Source organism: uncultured Rhodoblastus sp., assembly GCF_903903185.1.
Classification (GTDB): domain Bacteria; phylum Pseudomonadota; class Alphaproteobacteria; order Rhizobiales; family Beijerinckiaceae; genus Rhodoblastus.
This window is the reverse complement of sequence record NZ_CAIUXT010000168.1, coordinates 1-15689: the sequence shown is the minus strand read 5'-3', so window position 1 is coordinate 15689 and position 15689 is coordinate 1. Positions and strand designations below refer to the sequence as shown.

Below are 15689 nucleotides of genomic sequence, written 5' to 3'. Positions count from 1 at the left end.
GAGACCCAGGTGACCAGCGTTCACGGACGGACCGTCCTCGACCTCGCGTTGTCGCCGCTGGAAACCCATTTCGCTTTGCCGCTGGCCCATGGAATCATTCCGGAGAACGCCCGAAAATTACTGAACATCGCAATCGGCGCCGAAATGAATCTGGTCGGGGACGACGCGCTGGTGGCGGCGAACGCCGCGCGCGCCGCCGGGAATTCGCCGAACACGATCATGGCCGCCGCGTCTTCGATCATCGGTCCCAAGCGCGTCGCGCGCGCGCTGCAATGCGCGAAGACCCTGATCGATCTGTTCGCGCCCTCCGGACTGATAGACGCCGCCAACGAATCGTTCGACTTCCGCCTCATCCGCGCCGAACCGGCGATGACCGCCTGCTTTCTCGCCTCGCCCGAAGAGGCCGGCGATCTTCGGCCGGCCGCCATGCTTCGCGCCATAAGGGATCGCGGCGCGAAATCCGTCTTTGTGGATTTCGTCGGGAATCTTGGCGGACAGCCTTCCACCGATGCGATTCTCGCCGCCATTTCCACCACCATTATCTGGGACGCGCTGCGCCGCAAGAAAATCTCGCGCCTCACCGCCGAGACGGCCCCCTGGTATCTTCGCCTCTACGGCGTGATGATCGGCGCTTCGATCCCGGCCGAGCATCACCGCCACGGCAGTTTGCGGGGCGTCTCGTTCAATGAGCGCTTCAGCCATTGGTCGCTTTCAGATTTCCTGTTCCTGGCGCTGATCGGCAAGAAGCCGACCGAGGCGGAAGCGCGGACGCTTCAGATCCTGATCGGCCTGCTCATCTCGAATGGCCCGGGGACCATTTCCGCCCAGGGCGCAAAAGGCGCCGTTTCGGCCGATGGTCCGCAAACGCCGCGACGCGTCCAGATCAACAAGGCGATGGTCGGCTTTCTGACCCATTGCGGCTTCAGTCACGGCGGCAACGGGTTCGAAGGCATCAAATTCCTCATCGACCGGTTCGGGAACCTCGATCTCGAAGATCCATTCAAACGCGATCACGGCCTTGACCTTGGCCGCATTGCCCAGGAGTTCGTCGAGGCGTATTCGGAGACGCGTCGTCAGGCGAAGGAAACCGGAGAAGATGGTCCGTCCGCCCTGCCGGGAATCAATCATCCGATTTTTCGCAACAAGCCCGTCAATTTCGATCCCCGCGAACGCTTCGTCGCAGAATTCCTGGAGAAATGCGGAGACTACAACGTCTTTCACGAGTTCTATCACGCGCTCGTGCGTGCGATGTTCGAAGGCGGAGTCTCGCGCAACGTTTTTTGCGTCAATGTCGACGCGGTCATCGCCGCCTTGCTGCTCTCCATCTTTTGGAAGGATTACCGGTCGGGCAGGGTTTCCGTCGACGATCTCGAAACGGCGGCCTTCAATGTCTTCCTCTATGGCCGGATGATCGGCGCCGCTGCTGAAATCGACGACCACCTCAATCGCGGACGGAACATGGATACTCGCACGCCGCAGTCGGAATGCCGGTTTGTGGCATGAGAGAGCGAAATACGGCGGCCGCTGTTGCGCGCTTTCGTCGAGGCGGGCTAAGCGCTAAATGGCAAGCTTGATCGAAGGTCCGCATTTCGGAGGGCGCGCGGATGGTTTGGTTCACCCCCGAATTACCCCTTATGGCGGATACTGTTGAAAAACTCTTTTTTGACGCTTGTTCAAAATTTTGCAGCCTCTTGGGCGCGGTAAAATAAAAAAGATGAGGGGGACCAGCGGGTTTCCTGAAAAATCCGCCGAAAGCCACCGCAACCAATTCTGGACCGTATGGAAGGAGAAAAGTCGCTCGCCATCCGTTTTGGCGGGATTTTTAAGGTGCCCAAAAAGCAGAGTTTTTCAACAGTATCGGCGCGAAGCCGGCGACCAGCCGTCGATTTGAGCGGCCGCTCTGCTCGGTTTGGAGCTGCCGCCGCCTAGGAATCGTCGCCGAACCGATACGCGCGCCGAGCTGCCAGTACGGCGCCGGCAACGTCTCCGGCCCGCAGCGCATCAATCGGCCGGCGGCCGAGATCAGGATCGACGGTCAGAAAGAAAGTATCCCTCCGGCGTGAGGCGCCTTGCAGGATTTAGGGTCCCCGAGCGATTCTGCGCAGCTAAATTGGCTTTAAGAGCGAGGTTAGCTGCGGAGCATGGGACGAATGACGGTAATATCTGGTGCCGAGCGCGGCGGAGCGTCTGGCGGTTCGACAAAAACTGAGCCGGCCGCTGGTCGATGATCTCCAGGTCTATATGCGAGAGCAAGCCGCCAGACTGTCGCGCGGGCACGATCTTGCCAAGGCGATCAAATACATTCTCAAGCGTTGGACCGCCTTCACGCTCTTTGTGGAAGACGGCCGTGTTTGCATGTCGAACAATGCCGCCGAACGGGGCCTGAGAGGGATCGCTCTGGGAAGAAAATCGTGGCTGTTCTGCGGTTCGGATCGCGGGGGCGAGCGCGCCGCAGCGATGTACAGCCTCATTATCACGTGCTTATGCCGAGCGCGGCATAAGGCGGTGTAACCGAGCGGACGGAATTATATACCTAATATACGGAAAAACCGTCATAAAAAGTCGATCCGACTGCGATTTTTTCTACGAAATTATTGTTTCTAAGTCGCTCAATTTGCAATAGTTTTCGATATGCGAATCGAATTTGGAGTTGTCGGCTCCGCTTTTTTTATAACAACATAGCGGAATGAGATGCTGTCTGGCCGGCTCAGCGTAATCATTTCGCGGGGATTGGCGCGACATGAAGCCACAATTTCATTCAATGTCCGGAACCGGGCGGGGCGAAACGTTCTATGGGCCTGCGGGCAGGTCAATGGTCTTGCTGCTGTCATCGACCGCAATAGCAGCCTTGCTCGCTGCCGCGCCGCCCGCGAGCGCCCAGACGCCTCCGAACTACGATCCAAAATTCCAATACGGTTTGGCGCTCATCGCGGCGCCGACCGCCTGGAACCTCGGCTACACAGGAACCGGCGTCACCATAGCGGTCGGCGATTCTGGCATCGCCACCAATCAAATTCCCCCGGGGTTTTCCGGCATCGGCAAGATCGATCCCCGCAGCATGAATTTCGTGCTGCCATACCCCGGGGCGCCGTATGATCCGAACCAGATCCTCGACGTGTCTGTTCCCGGACACGGGACACATGTGTCCGGCATCGCGCTGGCTTCCGGGAGCAGCAACGCGCCTGGCGTCGCCTACAACGCCAATGTCGTGACGCTCAGGGCTCTGGTCGAGAACCCCGCTTGCAACAACCAGAATTGCAGCGCCACCGGCATCCCCGACCCTTTGGGCGCCTCGCTAAATTATTTCGCGAATCGCAGCAATGTGCGCATTTACAACGGAAGCTGGGGACCGGATTTCGATGAATTCAAAGGTCTGAAAACCTGGTCGGTTGGCTCCATCGATGCAAATTGGGCGGCGGCGGCGCTGAACGCGGTCTCGAAAGGCAAAATCGTCGTCGCCGCGGCGGGCAACGATCGGCAGAACAATCCCGTGTCTGCCGCAAACCCGAGCGGCCTCGCCCTCTATCCGTTCATTCGTCCGGGCGTTAACGCCAACGCGGGTGTCTATGACACCAAGGGCGTGAATTACAATTTCTCGAATCTGTTGAACCAGAGTGGCTTGATCGTCGCCGTGACGTCGGTCGGACCGGACAGGAACCTTGCGATCGATGCCAATATGTGCGGCGTCACGGCGAGCTGGTGCGTCGCCGCTCCGGGGGTCGATATTTACTCGACATTGCCGCTTGGCGACGCGCGACAGGTCGATCCGGGCTATGGCTATTTGTCCGGCACCTCGATGGCGTCGCCCATGGTTTCCGGAGCGCTCGCGTTGTTGAGCGGAGCCTATCCGAACTATAATTCGCAAGACCTTGCGCATGTTCTGTTCGCGACCGCCGAGAATGTCGGCGGGCAGGCGGGGGTCAACGCCATCTACGGCTATGGCATGATCCGCCTCGATCGGGCGGTCGCCGGCCCGACGACGCTTGCCGCCGGCGTCTCGCGCTATGTCGCCTATCAGCAAATGACTTATTGGAGCCAGCCGCTCACGACGGCCGGCGGATTCGCCAAGACCGGCGGCGGCTATCTGATCGTCGCTGGACGGACCTCGGCCGCCTGCGACGTCACGGTGAGCGGCGGCGCGCTTGGCGTCGACGGAACCCTGGCCCTCGCCACGAAGTTGACCATCGAGCAGGGCGCCACACTGGCGGGCTTTGGCTGGATCGACGGCGACACCGTCGTCAATGGCGTTCTCAGCGCCGGGCAATTGCCCAATTATGGCGATCTCCTCGCCTATTATGGCGGCGTCTTGCCGGCGGCGATTCCGCTGACGGGCACGTCGCCGGGCACGCTGACGTTCAATGGCAATGTGGCGCTGGGCGCGACCGCCAGCATGCGGGTCAATGTCGACGGCGCCCTGGACGTCCCCGGCGGACCCGGGACCTATGACAAGATCGTCGTCGAGGGCGCCGGCCACACATTCGTGGCGAATGGCGTGCTGACGCCGGTTCTCCGAGGCATCCCGGGCGGCTCCAACAATTTCGTCCCGACGATCGGCGCGGCCTTTCCATTCCTGACAGCCTATGACGGCGCCTCCGTCACCGGCTCCTTCACCGGCTTGATCCAGCCGACCGCCGGTCTCGCGCCAAACTCCCGGTTCGACGTCGTCTACGCCCCCTATAGCGTCACGCTGGATGTGACGCCGGCTTCATTCGCCACCCTCGCCGCGACGCTTTCCCTCAACGCCAACCAGCGCGCGGTGGCCGGCATGCTCGATCGCGCCCGTCCGCCGGCGGGACCCGACCTGTCGGGAAGCGTTCGGACCATCTACAACTCCCTCTATGTGCTGGACGCCAGCGGCAACGCCGCCGCATTGGGGGCCCTTTCGGGTCAAGGCCAGGCGGCTACGGCCGGGGCGGTGCTGGATGCCTTTTCCGCCTTCTCCGGAGTGATCGCCGACCGTCAGGCCATGCTGCTGGCCGGACTCGGAGATGTGCAGGCGGCGCTGACTCCGAGCATGGCCTTCTCCTATTCGAGCACGACCGGTCCGATCTTCCAGGCGCTCGCAGGCCAGGGCGGCCCGTTCCCGGCGGAAGCCGCGCCCGCGACTCCGATCGCCAAATCCCAATGGACCACATGGGGCCAGGGCTACGGCCGCTGGTCGCGGGTGGGCGCGGCCGACGGCCTCCCCGGCGCGAACACCTCCAGCGGCGGCTTCGCGATCGGCGGCGACGGCCTGGTGGGGCCTGATTTGATCGCGGGCGGCGCGCTGGGTTATACCTACACTTCCACCGCCAGCGACTTTACGAAAGCGACCGGAAATACCTATGCGGGGGCGCTATACGCCACCTGGACGCCCGGCCCGCTCGTCTTCGACGGACGTTTGGCGGCTGGTCCTTCTTCGGGAGGCGCTTCGCGAACCATTTCGTTCCCGGGCCAGTTCGCCTCGGCCTCGGGATCGATCAATGGGTGGGGAGGGCTGATCGCCGGCGACGCCGGTTACCGCTTCGATGTCGAGGGAACGACCCTCAAGCCGTTCGTCGGGCTGACCGGCCAGACCTTCAACCGCAGGGCCTTCACCGAAACCACGGATTTCGGCCTGAGTTTTCCCTCGCAGTCCTTCAACAGGCTGACCAGCGAAGTCGGGCTTTGGGCGACCAAATTATTTCATAACGGCCTCACCACCTATATGGTGCAGTTGAACGGCTCCTGGACGGAGGACTTCGGCGCCCAGGCGCTCACCACGCAAGCGGCGCTGCTTGACCAGCCCTTCACCATCGCCGCCGCCAATCCGGGCCGCGCCGCCGCGGTGGTGGCGGTCAACCTCGCGGCCTGGCAAACCGAGAACGTGGCCCTGTTCGCCAAGTACGAGGGCCAGTTTCGCACCAATGCGACCTCCAGCGAGGCGGCTCTGGGCGTAAGGGTCAAATGGTGAGGCGGCCATCCGTGTCAGAAGGTCTGGCATTTGATTTGAGGCCAGACCGACAGCCTCAGAGCCCATGAGAGAGGGTCCAGCGTTTTACGTCGCCAGCACGCCCCGCCGCGGAGCCGGCCTTGGCCGCGATTTTCGTCGCCATCGCATCGCCGGTCCGCATGGACATAGAATTGACGATCATGCGTTTCGGTTCGGGAACGTCTGTTTTCGGCCGAAGTCCGGGGAGCGCTTGGCCGTCATTCAATGTCCGGACCCGGCGCGAAGCCGGCGGCCAGACGTCATTTCGAGCGGCCGCTAACGAATTCTTAGCGCCAGCGGGCCCAGCGCGGCCACCGCGCCGAGCGAGGCGAAAGCCAGTCCCCAGGCCATTCCGGTATTGGCCCCGCCCGCCGCATCCAGCACCATGCCGAAAGCCAGCGGTCCGACGAAACCGGCGGAGAAACCCAATACCGAATGAACGGAGAGCGTCGCGCCACGCCGATCCGGGTCCGCCGCCAGCACGGCGCCGGTTGTCAAGGCGGCGGAATCGGCCTGGATCAGCGCATTGTAGAGCAGCATCAGCGCCGCCAGCGCGCCATAGGGCAAGCCGTTGCAAAATCCGATCGCCATCGCCAGCGCGCCCGAACCCAGCATGGCGACGACGCAGAGCCGGCGACGGCCAATGCGCACCGCCATATCGGCTCCGACAACGCTGGAGACCATGGCGATCAGGGCGCCGATGGTTGCGACGCCCGTGGGCGAGGGACCGCCGGCTCCCGGCTGCGAGGCCAGCGCCCAGTAGAGATAGGCGACCATCCATGACCGGGCGCCGAATAGTTCCCAGGTGTGGGTGGAATAGCCGAGAACATAGCCCATAACGGCGTGATTGCGCAGCACCTCGCCGAAATCGAAGGGATGGCTGTTGTGCCCTGGGAGGAAATGGTTTGACAGGCGGCAGGCCGAAGGCCGCCAGCAGAAAAGCCGCCAAAGCTGCCGCCGCCGCCAGTCCAAACGCGGCGCGCCAGCCAAAAGCGCCGGCGATGGCGCCGGTGACGAGGAACGACCCCGAAGTTCCCAGCGAGAAACTGGCGGTGTAAAAACTGATCCAGCGCGCCTGCCTCGCGCCGGATGTGCGATCCACCAAAGCTTTCAACCCCGGCATATAGGTTCCCGCCAACCCGACGCCGCCCAGCGTCCTCCAGGCGATGGCCGTCCAGAACCAGTTGGCGCTCAGGGTGAAGCCCAGCGCCGAAACGGCGGCGAGCAAGGCGCCGGCCAGATAGATCCGTTTGGCGTCGATGCGGTCTGTCAACGCGCCGAGAATGGGCACGGCAACGGTGTAGCCCGCGAAGATCGAGCCTGAAATCCAGCCCGCCTCTGTGTTGCTCAGGCCCCATTCGGCGATGAAGCCGGGAAGCAAGGCGGGAAAGGAAAAGACGCCGACCATGGTCAGCACTTCCGCCGCGCACAAGCAGAAGACCACCCTTGCTCCGACGGACCGGGTGGCGGCGCCGGTCATCGCGGCCACACGAAACAAGGCATCGAAACGGCTCCGGCCGGCAAGGGGCTGACAAAATGCCACGCCAACGGAAACGAGGCCATAGCCGATTCCACGATCGTCGCCGGGACGGAGGGCGGCGATTCATCCGTCCGGTTTCTGGTGTTGGTCGGGAAGAGTTCGGGCAGGAGCGCCGACATGGGGCCGAAGGTGAGGCCCATGAGGCTCATGCCGAGGCTCAGGAACGCCAGCATCAGGCCAAGATTCGCCGATTCTCCTGAGACCATGTGCGCCCGCGACAAAAAACCAGCCAAAGCTCAGACCGAACAGGATGATCGCGCTCGTCACCGCGATCAGGAACCAGCGTCGTCCGAAGCGGTCGGCGAGAAAGCCGGACACGTGGATGAAGGCGGTGAAAAGCACCACGGCGACGAGCTGGAGAATGAGAAACGGACGGTAGTCGATCCCGAGCAAGCCCAATTCGACCTTGCCGATGGCTGGCGCAAGCTCACGTTGAGATCGGGTCTGTTCCACTTCGTGCTGGCGATTGTGTTAATCAGCGCGGCAGCACTACCCCTCCGATCCCAAACAGATCAACGCCTTACAACGCCGATCGGCGTCCAGACCCCACGCCGCTTCACACCATCGCGACAAACACGCGGCAACCCGCTACAAACCAAACCCGGCAGAACGCCACCTATCGTCGCTGGAAACTGTTCAGACACCCGGGGCCAGCTCTGATACTCCGCGACTTCGTCCAATAGCTGCTGCCGTTCGAGATTTACACGCCGGAGAATCTGGAATGAGGAGTACAGGGAGTCAGATCGCGACGGCTTAGCCTCTTGGCTCACGCGCCCAAAACAAACCGCAGCACATAGGGCATCTCTTTGCAACGCGCCTTCACGTGCCTCAACGCGCAGCCCAAGAGGACCATGGCGACGAGCAGCAACGGCCACATCAAGCCGAATTGCCATGGGCCAATCGGATCAGGGTACCAATTTTCGAAAACTTCGCCGATCACGACGAGGTGGAACATGTACATGAACAGCGACGACTCGCCCAACACGCGCAATGGCGACCAAAAGTGGGAGAACTGCGAATAAAAGGCCACCCGATAAACGATCAGAAAGCAGCCGACCGCCGTCAGGATGAAGCCTATCGTCGGGTTATAAAACATCTCGGCATAGCCCGCGCGTTCCAACAAGCGGCCAGGCCAAATCCGCCACACAATACCGCCGACGACGACCAGCGCGACGGCCGTGGGCAAGGCCTGCTGGTTCTTCCAACGCTCCGCGCTCGCCGCTTCGCCCCAATGCAGCCGCTGGAGGAGCGTCCCGAGCAACATCAGCCCGGTCCAAGGGAAAATAGGAAAATAGCCGTCGACGACATAGTGATTGAGAATGCCGGTGGTCACGAGATCTCTATCGGTGATCATGTGGCCGGATAGTCCGTAAATCGGGGGCATGCGCGTATAGCCGAGCCACTGCTGCAGCGCAGGCGTTAGCGAAAAAATGACCACGCTGATTCCAGCAATCCATTTCCAGGACAGCCGGTTCGCGAGATAAACGAAGGGCAGCGAAATTCCAATCAAATAAAGGACGTCGCAGGTTGTAAACGGCAGGAATCGATACGCAACAATATCTACGAGCGCGCCGCACAGCACCAGCACCATACCATGAAGAATGTAGTGGCCGAGCGAATTACGTGATGCGGTCAGAGCGACCATCATTCCGGCGATAATGACAAAAGTTGGCGCAGCCATACTCCAGATGAACCGGAAAACCCACGGGTGAGGCTCGATCAACATCGGAGCCATGTTCGCTGGCGCCATTACGCAGATTGCCAAGCCGCGAACGGCATCTATCCACAACTCGCGGCCGGGCAGGTTGTCTGACAACTGGAAACTCCCGCACCATGGAATTCTCTATCCTTATACGATATCAGGAAAAAATCTGACTCGTCCTCTCCATTTCCCGAAGCTGCCAGGATCTGACTCGGAGATGTTGAGGAGCATGCGACATGGCGCCGCCTCTTTTCATCTCAAGGTCGAATTGTTCCAAGGCGCCGTCAAATACATTCCGGCGAAATTCAAGAGAAATGGCCGCTTGCGATTGCTTCCGTCGGTGAAGGCGGATGACCGCTTTTCACCGAAGGCGCCAGTCAGTTCGAGCAACACTGAAAGTCCGCAGCTGGCGCGAAGCTGGCGGCCAACCGTCAATTCGAGCGGCCGCTATCTGCGGTTTGGAGCTTCAGCGCCGCGAGGACCGGCGCCGCAAATCGATCGAAACCGATCATCCCGGCTGCTTTCTTAAGGACAGCGGTCGTCGAAAGACCGGCCCGACCGGGGAGTTTTGCCCCTGAGCGGCGGCGAACATCGAGGCAGTGACCAGCGGCGCCAAACGGAAAGGGATCAGGGCTGGCCAAGTTAGTTTAAGCAGGTTATAAGCAAATGGGGGTCAGAAGCCTTTTTGGTGGAGGCAGCCCATGGACGTCGCAGCTTGTGTGCACGTCAAAAGTTTCAGAGCGCTTGCCGTTCTTGGAAACCTGCTCATGCGCACCGTCGCCTTGCTGTCGATAGGGACGGCCGCAAGCGCAGCCGACCTTCTCGTGAACGCGCCGCCAGCCCCGCCGCCGCCCGCTCTGTGGAACTGGACGGGCTTTTACCTCGGTGCGCATACGGGTGGCGCGCTGGACCTGAGCAACGTCTCCAATCCCTACGGTCCGGCGCTGTTCGGTGACAACATCCGCTCTCCGGGTCCGCTGCTCGGCGGGCAGATTGGCTACGACTGGCAGACCGGGCCCTGGGTGTTCGGCGGTCAAGCCGACATCACGTGGGCAAACCTCGACGGCGCCTTCACCTGCCTGCAGCCTGCCCGAAGCCTTGGGCCGCTGCCGCCGGATGAAATCCCGGGCTTCATGGGCGGGGCCTATGGTGCGACCTGTCAGGTCCAGCCCCGCTGGTTTGGCGCCTTTACGGGCCGCGTCGGTCTCGCGACCGGACCGAACGGCAACATGCTGCTTTATGCCAGGGGGGGACCGGCATGGATGCAAGGCAGCGTCGATATCGCGACCAACAATATACGGGCGGGGATAGACGGCCCGGGGAACGTCCAGACCAGTTCCACATTCAGCCGGTGGGGCTGGACCGCAGGCGTCGGTCTCGAATACGCGCTGAGCGGCAACTGGTCGGTCATGCTCGAATACGACTATCTCGCCTTCGGCCGCCAGGGTCTTGAGACGCCCAATGCCGGTTTGCCCGGCGTCATCACGTCCGGTTTCCCCGGCGTCGTCGGTTCTTCGGCCCCCGATGGCAGAACCGCCGGCATCAGCCAGGCGATTCAGGCGCTGAAGCTCGGCATGAATTACCGCTTCGGCGACCGGACCGCGCCTGCAACGGCCTACCCCGTGTCGACGTCGCCGCTCGCCAGCGCCGTCGAGTTCGAATTCGGCGCGCGATACGTGCACGGTTGGGGGCGCTACAAGCAGGATCTGGGTGGAAATTCGCCCCCGCCCGTGAACAACTCGCGGCTGACATGGACCGACTTGCAGACCGACGGCGCTGAATTCTTCGCGCGGGTCGACACGCCGCAAAATTTCGTCGTGAAAGGGCTGGTGGGAGGCGGAAGCGGGAATCACGGACACATGAATGACGAGGACTGGGGCCTCCGGCAACCGTTTACCGGCGTTACCGGCGTCCCCGAAAGCGTGTTTCCTTACCAGAACTCGTATAGCGATGCATCGAGCAGCACCAGGTATTTCACAGTCGATGCTGGTTACGACTGGTTCAGGAATCCCGCGTACAGGTTTACCTCGTTCATTGGCTACAGCTTTCTCGAACAACGCATGGTGACCCCGAAGACCATGACCTATGTCATGTACGCACCGGCGTCTTTGTCCGGAGCGGTAGGCCTTGGGCAGGATAATTTCTGGCGCGCACTGCGCGTGGGGGCCGCCGCCGACATCATGCTGGCGCCGCGTATGCATCTGAACGCGGAAGCGGCTTACCTGCCTTTTGTTGGCTATCGCGGCCAGGACGATCACGGGCCGGGCGCGTTATCCCCGCAGTGGGGAAACGGCGACGGCGCCCAGCTCGAGGCGATCTTGTCCTACGACCTCATCGACAGTTTCAACGTCGGCGTGGGTGGCCGCTACTGGGCCTTCTGGATCCCGAAGGGCGAGACTGCGAACTTTTCCAATGGCGGCACAGGCGGCGTTGGCGCGCAGACCTTTTCGGCCGAACAGGCGGCGGTGTTCGTGCAGGCGTCCTACAAGTTCGCCCTTCCGTAAGCTGGAATGGGGCGTCCCCAGCGTGGCGCCCACACCTCTTGAATGAATAGCGAAAACACAAATCTTTTAATCACGCGGGGGCGGCGTTCGAAACCTGTGGTGACGCCGAGAGGCGAGGCAGTCGTTTCGTGTCCGAAAGCGTCTCAAACATGAAACCACGCATCACCTTCTTTCTCGCCTGTAGCCTTCTCGCGTTCAAGCTGTTTGGCGCGGCAACGGCGGGGCCGCTCGATGACGGCGAGGCGGCCTATGGGCGCGGCGACTATGCGGCGGCGATGCGATTGCTGCGTTTGCCCGCCGCCAACGGCAGCGCCGATGCCCAAAGGGATATCGGGCTCATGTATGGGCAGGGTCAGGGAGTGCAGCAAGACTTCGCCCAGGCTTTGATCTGGTTTCGCAAAGCCGCCGGCCAGGGAGACGCGCTTGCGCAATACTTTTTGGGAGTGTTGTATCGCGACGGCAACGGCGTGCCGCAGGACAAGCCACAGGCCTTAGCCTGGTATCGCAAGTCAGCGGACCAGGGGAACGCCCTTGCGCAATTCGATATCGGTTCGATGTACCGCAACGGCGAAGGCCTTCCCAAGGACGCTGCGCAATCGACCGCTTGGTATCGCAAAGCCGCCGACCAGGGGTACGCGTTCGCGCAAAGCAACCTTGGCTTGATGTACGGTCAGGGCGAGGGCGTGCCGAAGGACGATGCCCTTGCTATGATCTGGTTCCGCAAGGCCGCCAATCAGGGGGAACCCGTCGCTCTGTTCAATCTCGGCCTAGCTTACGATAAGGGCGACGGCGTGCCGCAGGACTTCGCACAAGCCGCGGTTTGGTATCGCAAAGCCGCTGACAAAGGCAATGTATTTGCCCAAATCAATCTTGGATCCATCTACACCAGGGGCGAAGGCGTGCCGAAGGACTATGTCCTGGCTTATATGTGGGCCGATCTGGCGGCATCGCGCGCGCAAGACGACGAAACGCGCGAAGTCGCAGCCAAAAACCGCGACAATTTGGTCCAGGGGATGAGCCCCGAACAGATCGCCGCGGCGCGGCGCATGGCGCGTGGGTGGAAGCCCGCCAACTAGCCCAGCGCTACGACTTCTTCGTCGGAGACGTCGTCAAACGCGACGAGGCGACCTAAGGGAACTTAGAGTCTGTCCGGGAAGTTCATTTTGCTGATTCCTGACGAAGCCGCCCACCATAACGAGATGATGTCGCCCGTCGTAACGGAATGATGTCGCCCACCGATTACGAGATGATGCCGCCCACCGGAACGGGATAATCCCGCCCGGGTCTGAACGGCGACGAGCGCCTCCGCTGGCCAGTTAAGTTTGCTCCTTTGGCGACCCCAAGGAGCGACGATGCCAGCGGAAAGAGTTGCGATGCGCCAGGCGCGCGAGATCATACGTTTGAAGTTTTCAGCCGAGGTGCCGACGCGGGAGATCGCGCGGCGTCTTGGCCTCGCGCCTTCGACAGTTCGCGAGACGTTGAAGCGCCTGGATGGCGCCGGGCTGGTTTGGCCGTTGCCGGAAGGCATGAGCGACGGCGACCTGGAGGCGGCGCTTTACGCCAATCGCCGCAGCAAGCGGGGACATCGCCGCCACGCCGAGCCGGATTGGCCGGCGGTCCACTGGGAGCTGAAGCGCAAGCACGTCACCCTGATGATCGTCTGGGACGAATATATCGCCTCCAATCCCGACGGTTACAGCTATTCGCGGTTTTGCGAACTCTATCGCGGCTTTGAATCGAAGCTGTCGCCGACGATGCGGCAAACCCATGCAGCCGGCGAGCGGCTGTTCGTCGATTACGCCGGCGACGGCGTGCCGGTGGTCATCGACCGGCTGACCGGGGAAATGCGCAAGGCGCAAATCTTCGTCGCCGTGCTTGGCGCATCGAGCTTCACTTTCGCCCATGCGGACTGGACGCAGGCGCTCCCCGACTGGATCGACGCCCATGTGCGCACGCTGGCGGCGATCGGCGGCGTTCCGCAGCTTCTCGTGCCGGACAACACCAAGACCGCCGTCATCAAGGCCTGCCTCTACGATCCGCAGGTCAACCGCACCTATGCCGAAAAGGCGGCGCATTACGGCGCCGCCATTTTGCCGGCAAGGCCGAGAAAGCCGAGGGACAAAGCGAAAGTCGAGCAGGCGGTGCTGATCGTCGAGCGTTGGCTGCTTGGGCGGCTGCGCCACCGAACCTTTTACAGCCTTGCCGAGGTCAACGCGGCGATCGGCGAACTTCTTGTCCAGCTCAACGAACAGCGCCCGATCCGCCGGCTGGGCGTGACGCGCCGGCAATTGCTGGAGGAGGTCGATCGCCCGGCGCTCAAGCCTTTGCCGGGCGAGCCTTACGAGTTCTCGGAATGGCGAACGTGCCGCGTCGGCATTGATTATCATGTCGAAGCCGCCGCGCATTATTACTCCGTGCCCCATCGCTTCGCTCGCGCCGAAGTCGAAGCGCGGCTGACCGTGCGGACGGTCGAAATCTTCCTGAAGGGCGAGCGGATCGCCGCGCATAGGCGCGCCAGCGGCAATCACGGACACACCACCGTCGCCGAGCACATGCCGTCGAGCCACCGGCGTTACGCCGGCTGGACGATCGAGCGCATCCGCGCCGACGCCCGCCAGATCGGCCCGGCGACCGCGGCCTTGTGCGAGCTGATCCTCGAAGCGCGCTCGCATCCCGAACAGGGTTTTCGCGCCTGTCTGGGCATTGTCCGGCTGGCGCGCCCCTTCGGCGCCGAACGCCTGGAGGCCGCCGCCGACCGCGCCATCGACATCGGCGCGCGCACCTATGGCTCGGTCAAATCCATCCTCGACAACAACCTCGATCGGCGTCCCGCGCAAAAGCGGAGCCCGGACGCGGCGCCGATCCTCCACCCCAACATCCGTGGCCCGCGCTACTACAATTAGGAGAGACGACTTGCTCAAACATCCGACCCTGGACCAGCTTCACGCCCTTGGCCTTCATGGGATGGCCAAAGCCTTCGCCGAAATCGCCGCCGGCGCCGAGGCCGACGGGCTCGGCCATCCGGAATGGCTGGGCCTCCTGCTCGATCGCGAGGCGTCCTTGCGGCAGGACAAGCGCTTCGCGGCGCGGCTGCGCCTCGCAAAACTGCGCCAGCAGGCCTGCGTCGAGGACGTCGACTATCGCAGCCCGCGCGGCCTCGACCGCGCCCTGTTCCAAAAGCTCATCGAGGGCGATTGGATCGACGCCCACGACAATCTGGCCTTGATCGGTCCCACCGGCGTCGGCAAAAGCTGGCTGGCCTCGGCGCTTGGAAACAAGGCCTGCCGGGACAACCGGTCGGTCCTCTATCAACGCGTGCCCCGCCTGTTCGAGGAACTCGCGCTGGCGCGCGGTGACGGTCGCCACCCGCGCCTGATGCGCGCCATCGGCCGCGCCGACCTTTTGATTTTGGACTATTGGGGCCTGGAGCCGCTCAACGCCGCCGCGAGGCACGATCTGCTGGAAATCCTCGAAGAGCGCTACGGACGCAAATCCACCGTCATCACTTCGCAGCTTCCTGTCGACCGCTGGCACGAAATCATCGGCGATCCGACTTACGCAGACGCCATCCTGGACCGGCTCGTCCACAACGCCCACCGCGTCGAACTCACTGGCGAGAGCCTGCGACGGACACGAACAAAGCAGACCATCAAGGCTTGACCAAATACCGTCGCCGATGACACAAATCCATCGGCCAGCGAGGCTCGCGACCCGGGCGGCATCATTCCGTTACGGTGGGCGACATCATCCAGGAATCCCTGGGCGGCATTATCCCGTTTTAGACGGGCGACATCGTCGGAATCCACAGTTCATTTTTCTAAACAGAGTTTTCGCACCATCAGGCGGATCGATGCTAGCCCATCTTATTCAGTGCGCCCCGACGGCGCGTATCACCAGTGGAGGAAGATTTCACCCAGAGAGTTGTCGATTGATCTGGTAGCTGGCGAGCGGCTTGGACGAGCAATCGGACGGGCGGAAGCCTCGCGACAAAGG

General features: G+C 62.3%; 9 protein-coding genes and 2 pseudogenes. 8 read left to right on the top strand and 3 right to left on the bottom strand.

The features are described 5' to 3' along the window. The 3 genes and pseudogenes from QZY01_RS15740 to QZY01_RS15730 form a co-directional block, all read left to right on the top strand. A pseudogene (locus QZY01_RS15740) lies at positions 1 to 1503 on the top strand (CoA-binding protein); the annotation flags it as partial. A gap of 672 nt (positions 1504 to 2175) precedes the next feature. Next, a pseudogene (locus QZY01_RS15735) lies at positions 2176 to 2478 on the top strand (transposase); the annotation flags it as partial. Positions 2479 to 2812: 334 nt separating this feature from the next. Continuing rightward, entirely contained in the window at positions 2813 to 5932 is a 3120-nt protein-coding gene (locus QZY01_RS15730; RefSeq protein ID WP_294538824.1) for an autotransporter domain-containing protein, read from the top strand. Positions 5933 to 6226: 294 nt separating this feature from the next. Here QZY01_RS15730 and QZY01_RS15725 read toward each other — a convergent pair whose 3' ends face one another. Next, complete coding sequence (locus QZY01_RS15725) at positions 6227 to 6808, bottom strand: hypothetical protein (protein ID WP_294538821.1); 582 nt, start codon at positions 6806 to 6808, stop codon at positions 6227 to 6229. Positions 6809 to 7426: 618 nt separating this feature from the next. Further along, on the bottom strand, positions 7427 to 7663 hold the full coding sequence (locus QZY01_RS15720) for a hypothetical protein (protein ID WP_294538818.1): 237 nt from the start codon (positions 7661 to 7663) through the stop codon (positions 7427 to 7429). Between the two features lie 31 nt (positions 7664 to 7694). Between QZY01_RS15720 and QZY01_RS15715 the strand changes: the two genes are divergently transcribed. Beyond that, the gene (locus QZY01_RS15715; RefSeq protein ID WP_294538815.1) at positions 7695 to 8150 is read left to right on the top strand and encodes a hypothetical protein; all 456 of its coding nucleotides are present in this window, start codon (positions 7695 to 7697) and stop codon (positions 8148 to 8150) included. 106 nt (positions 8151 to 8256) lie between these two features. Here the strand turns inward: QZY01_RS15715 and QZY01_RS15710 are convergent, their stop codons facing one another. After that, positions 8257 to 9306: a heparan-alpha-glucosaminide N-acetyltransferase domain-containing protein gene (locus QZY01_RS15710; protein WP_294538813.1), complete on the bottom strand. Its 1050-nt coding sequence runs from the start codon at positions 9304 to 9306 to the stop codon at positions 8257 to 8259. Positions 9307 to 9893: 587 nt separating this feature from the next. Here QZY01_RS15710 and QZY01_RS15705 point away from each other — a divergent pair. The 4 genes from QZY01_RS15705 to istB all read left to right on the top strand — a co-directional run bounded on the left by QZY01_RS15705 (position 9894) and on the right by istB (position 15356). Next, positions 9894 to 11696: an outer membrane beta-barrel protein gene (locus QZY01_RS15705; protein ID WP_294538810.1), complete on the top strand. Its 1803-nt coding sequence runs from the start codon at positions 9894 to 9896 to the stop codon at positions 11694 to 11696. A gap of 149 nt (positions 11697 to 11845) precedes the next feature. Further along, complete coding sequence (locus QZY01_RS15700) at positions 11846 to 12772, top strand: tetratricopeptide repeat protein (RefSeq protein WP_294538808.1); 927 nt, start codon at positions 11846 to 11848, stop codon at positions 12770 to 12772. 297 nt (positions 12773 to 13069) lie between these two features. Beyond that, positions 13070 to 14599: an IS21 family transposase gene (gene istA, locus QZY01_RS15695; protein ID WP_294538827.1), complete on the top strand. Its 1530-nt coding sequence runs from the start codon at positions 13070 to 13072 to the stop codon at positions 14597 to 14599. A gap of 10 nt (positions 14600 to 14609) precedes the next feature. Beyond that, the gene (gene istB / locus QZY01_RS15690; RefSeq protein ID WP_294538804.1) at positions 14610 to 15356 is read left to right on the top strand and encodes an IS21-like element helper ATPase IstB; all 747 of its coding nucleotides are present in this window, start codon (positions 14610 to 14612) and stop codon (positions 15354 to 15356) included. Positions 15357 to 15689: the final 333 nt, after the last annotated feature.

Coding starts and splice junctions, on each gene's coding strand:
- QZY01_RS15730 (WP_294538824.1), top strand. CDS start 2,813: ATGGTCTTGCTGCTGTCATCGACCGCAATAGCAGCCTTGCTCGCTGCC.
- QZY01_RS15705 (WP_294538810.1), top strand. CDS start 9,894: ATGGACGTCGCAGCTTGTGTGCACGTCAAAAGTTTCAGAGCGCTTGCC.
- QZY01_RS15720 (WP_294538818.1), bottom strand. CDS start 7,663: ATGCTGGCGTTCCTGAGCCTCGGCATGAGCCTCATGGGCCTCACCTTC.
- QZY01_RS15715 (WP_294538815.1), top strand. CDS start 7,695: ATGTGCGCCCGCGACAAAAAACCAGCCAAAGCTCAGACCGAACAGGAT.
- QZY01_RS15700 (WP_294538808.1), top strand. CDS start 11,846: ATGAAACCACGCATCACCTTCTTTCTCGCCTGTAGCCTTCTCGCGTTC.
- istA (WP_294538827.1), top strand. CDS start 13,070: ATGCGCCAGGCGCGCGAGATCATACGTTTGAAGTTTTCAGCCGAGGTG.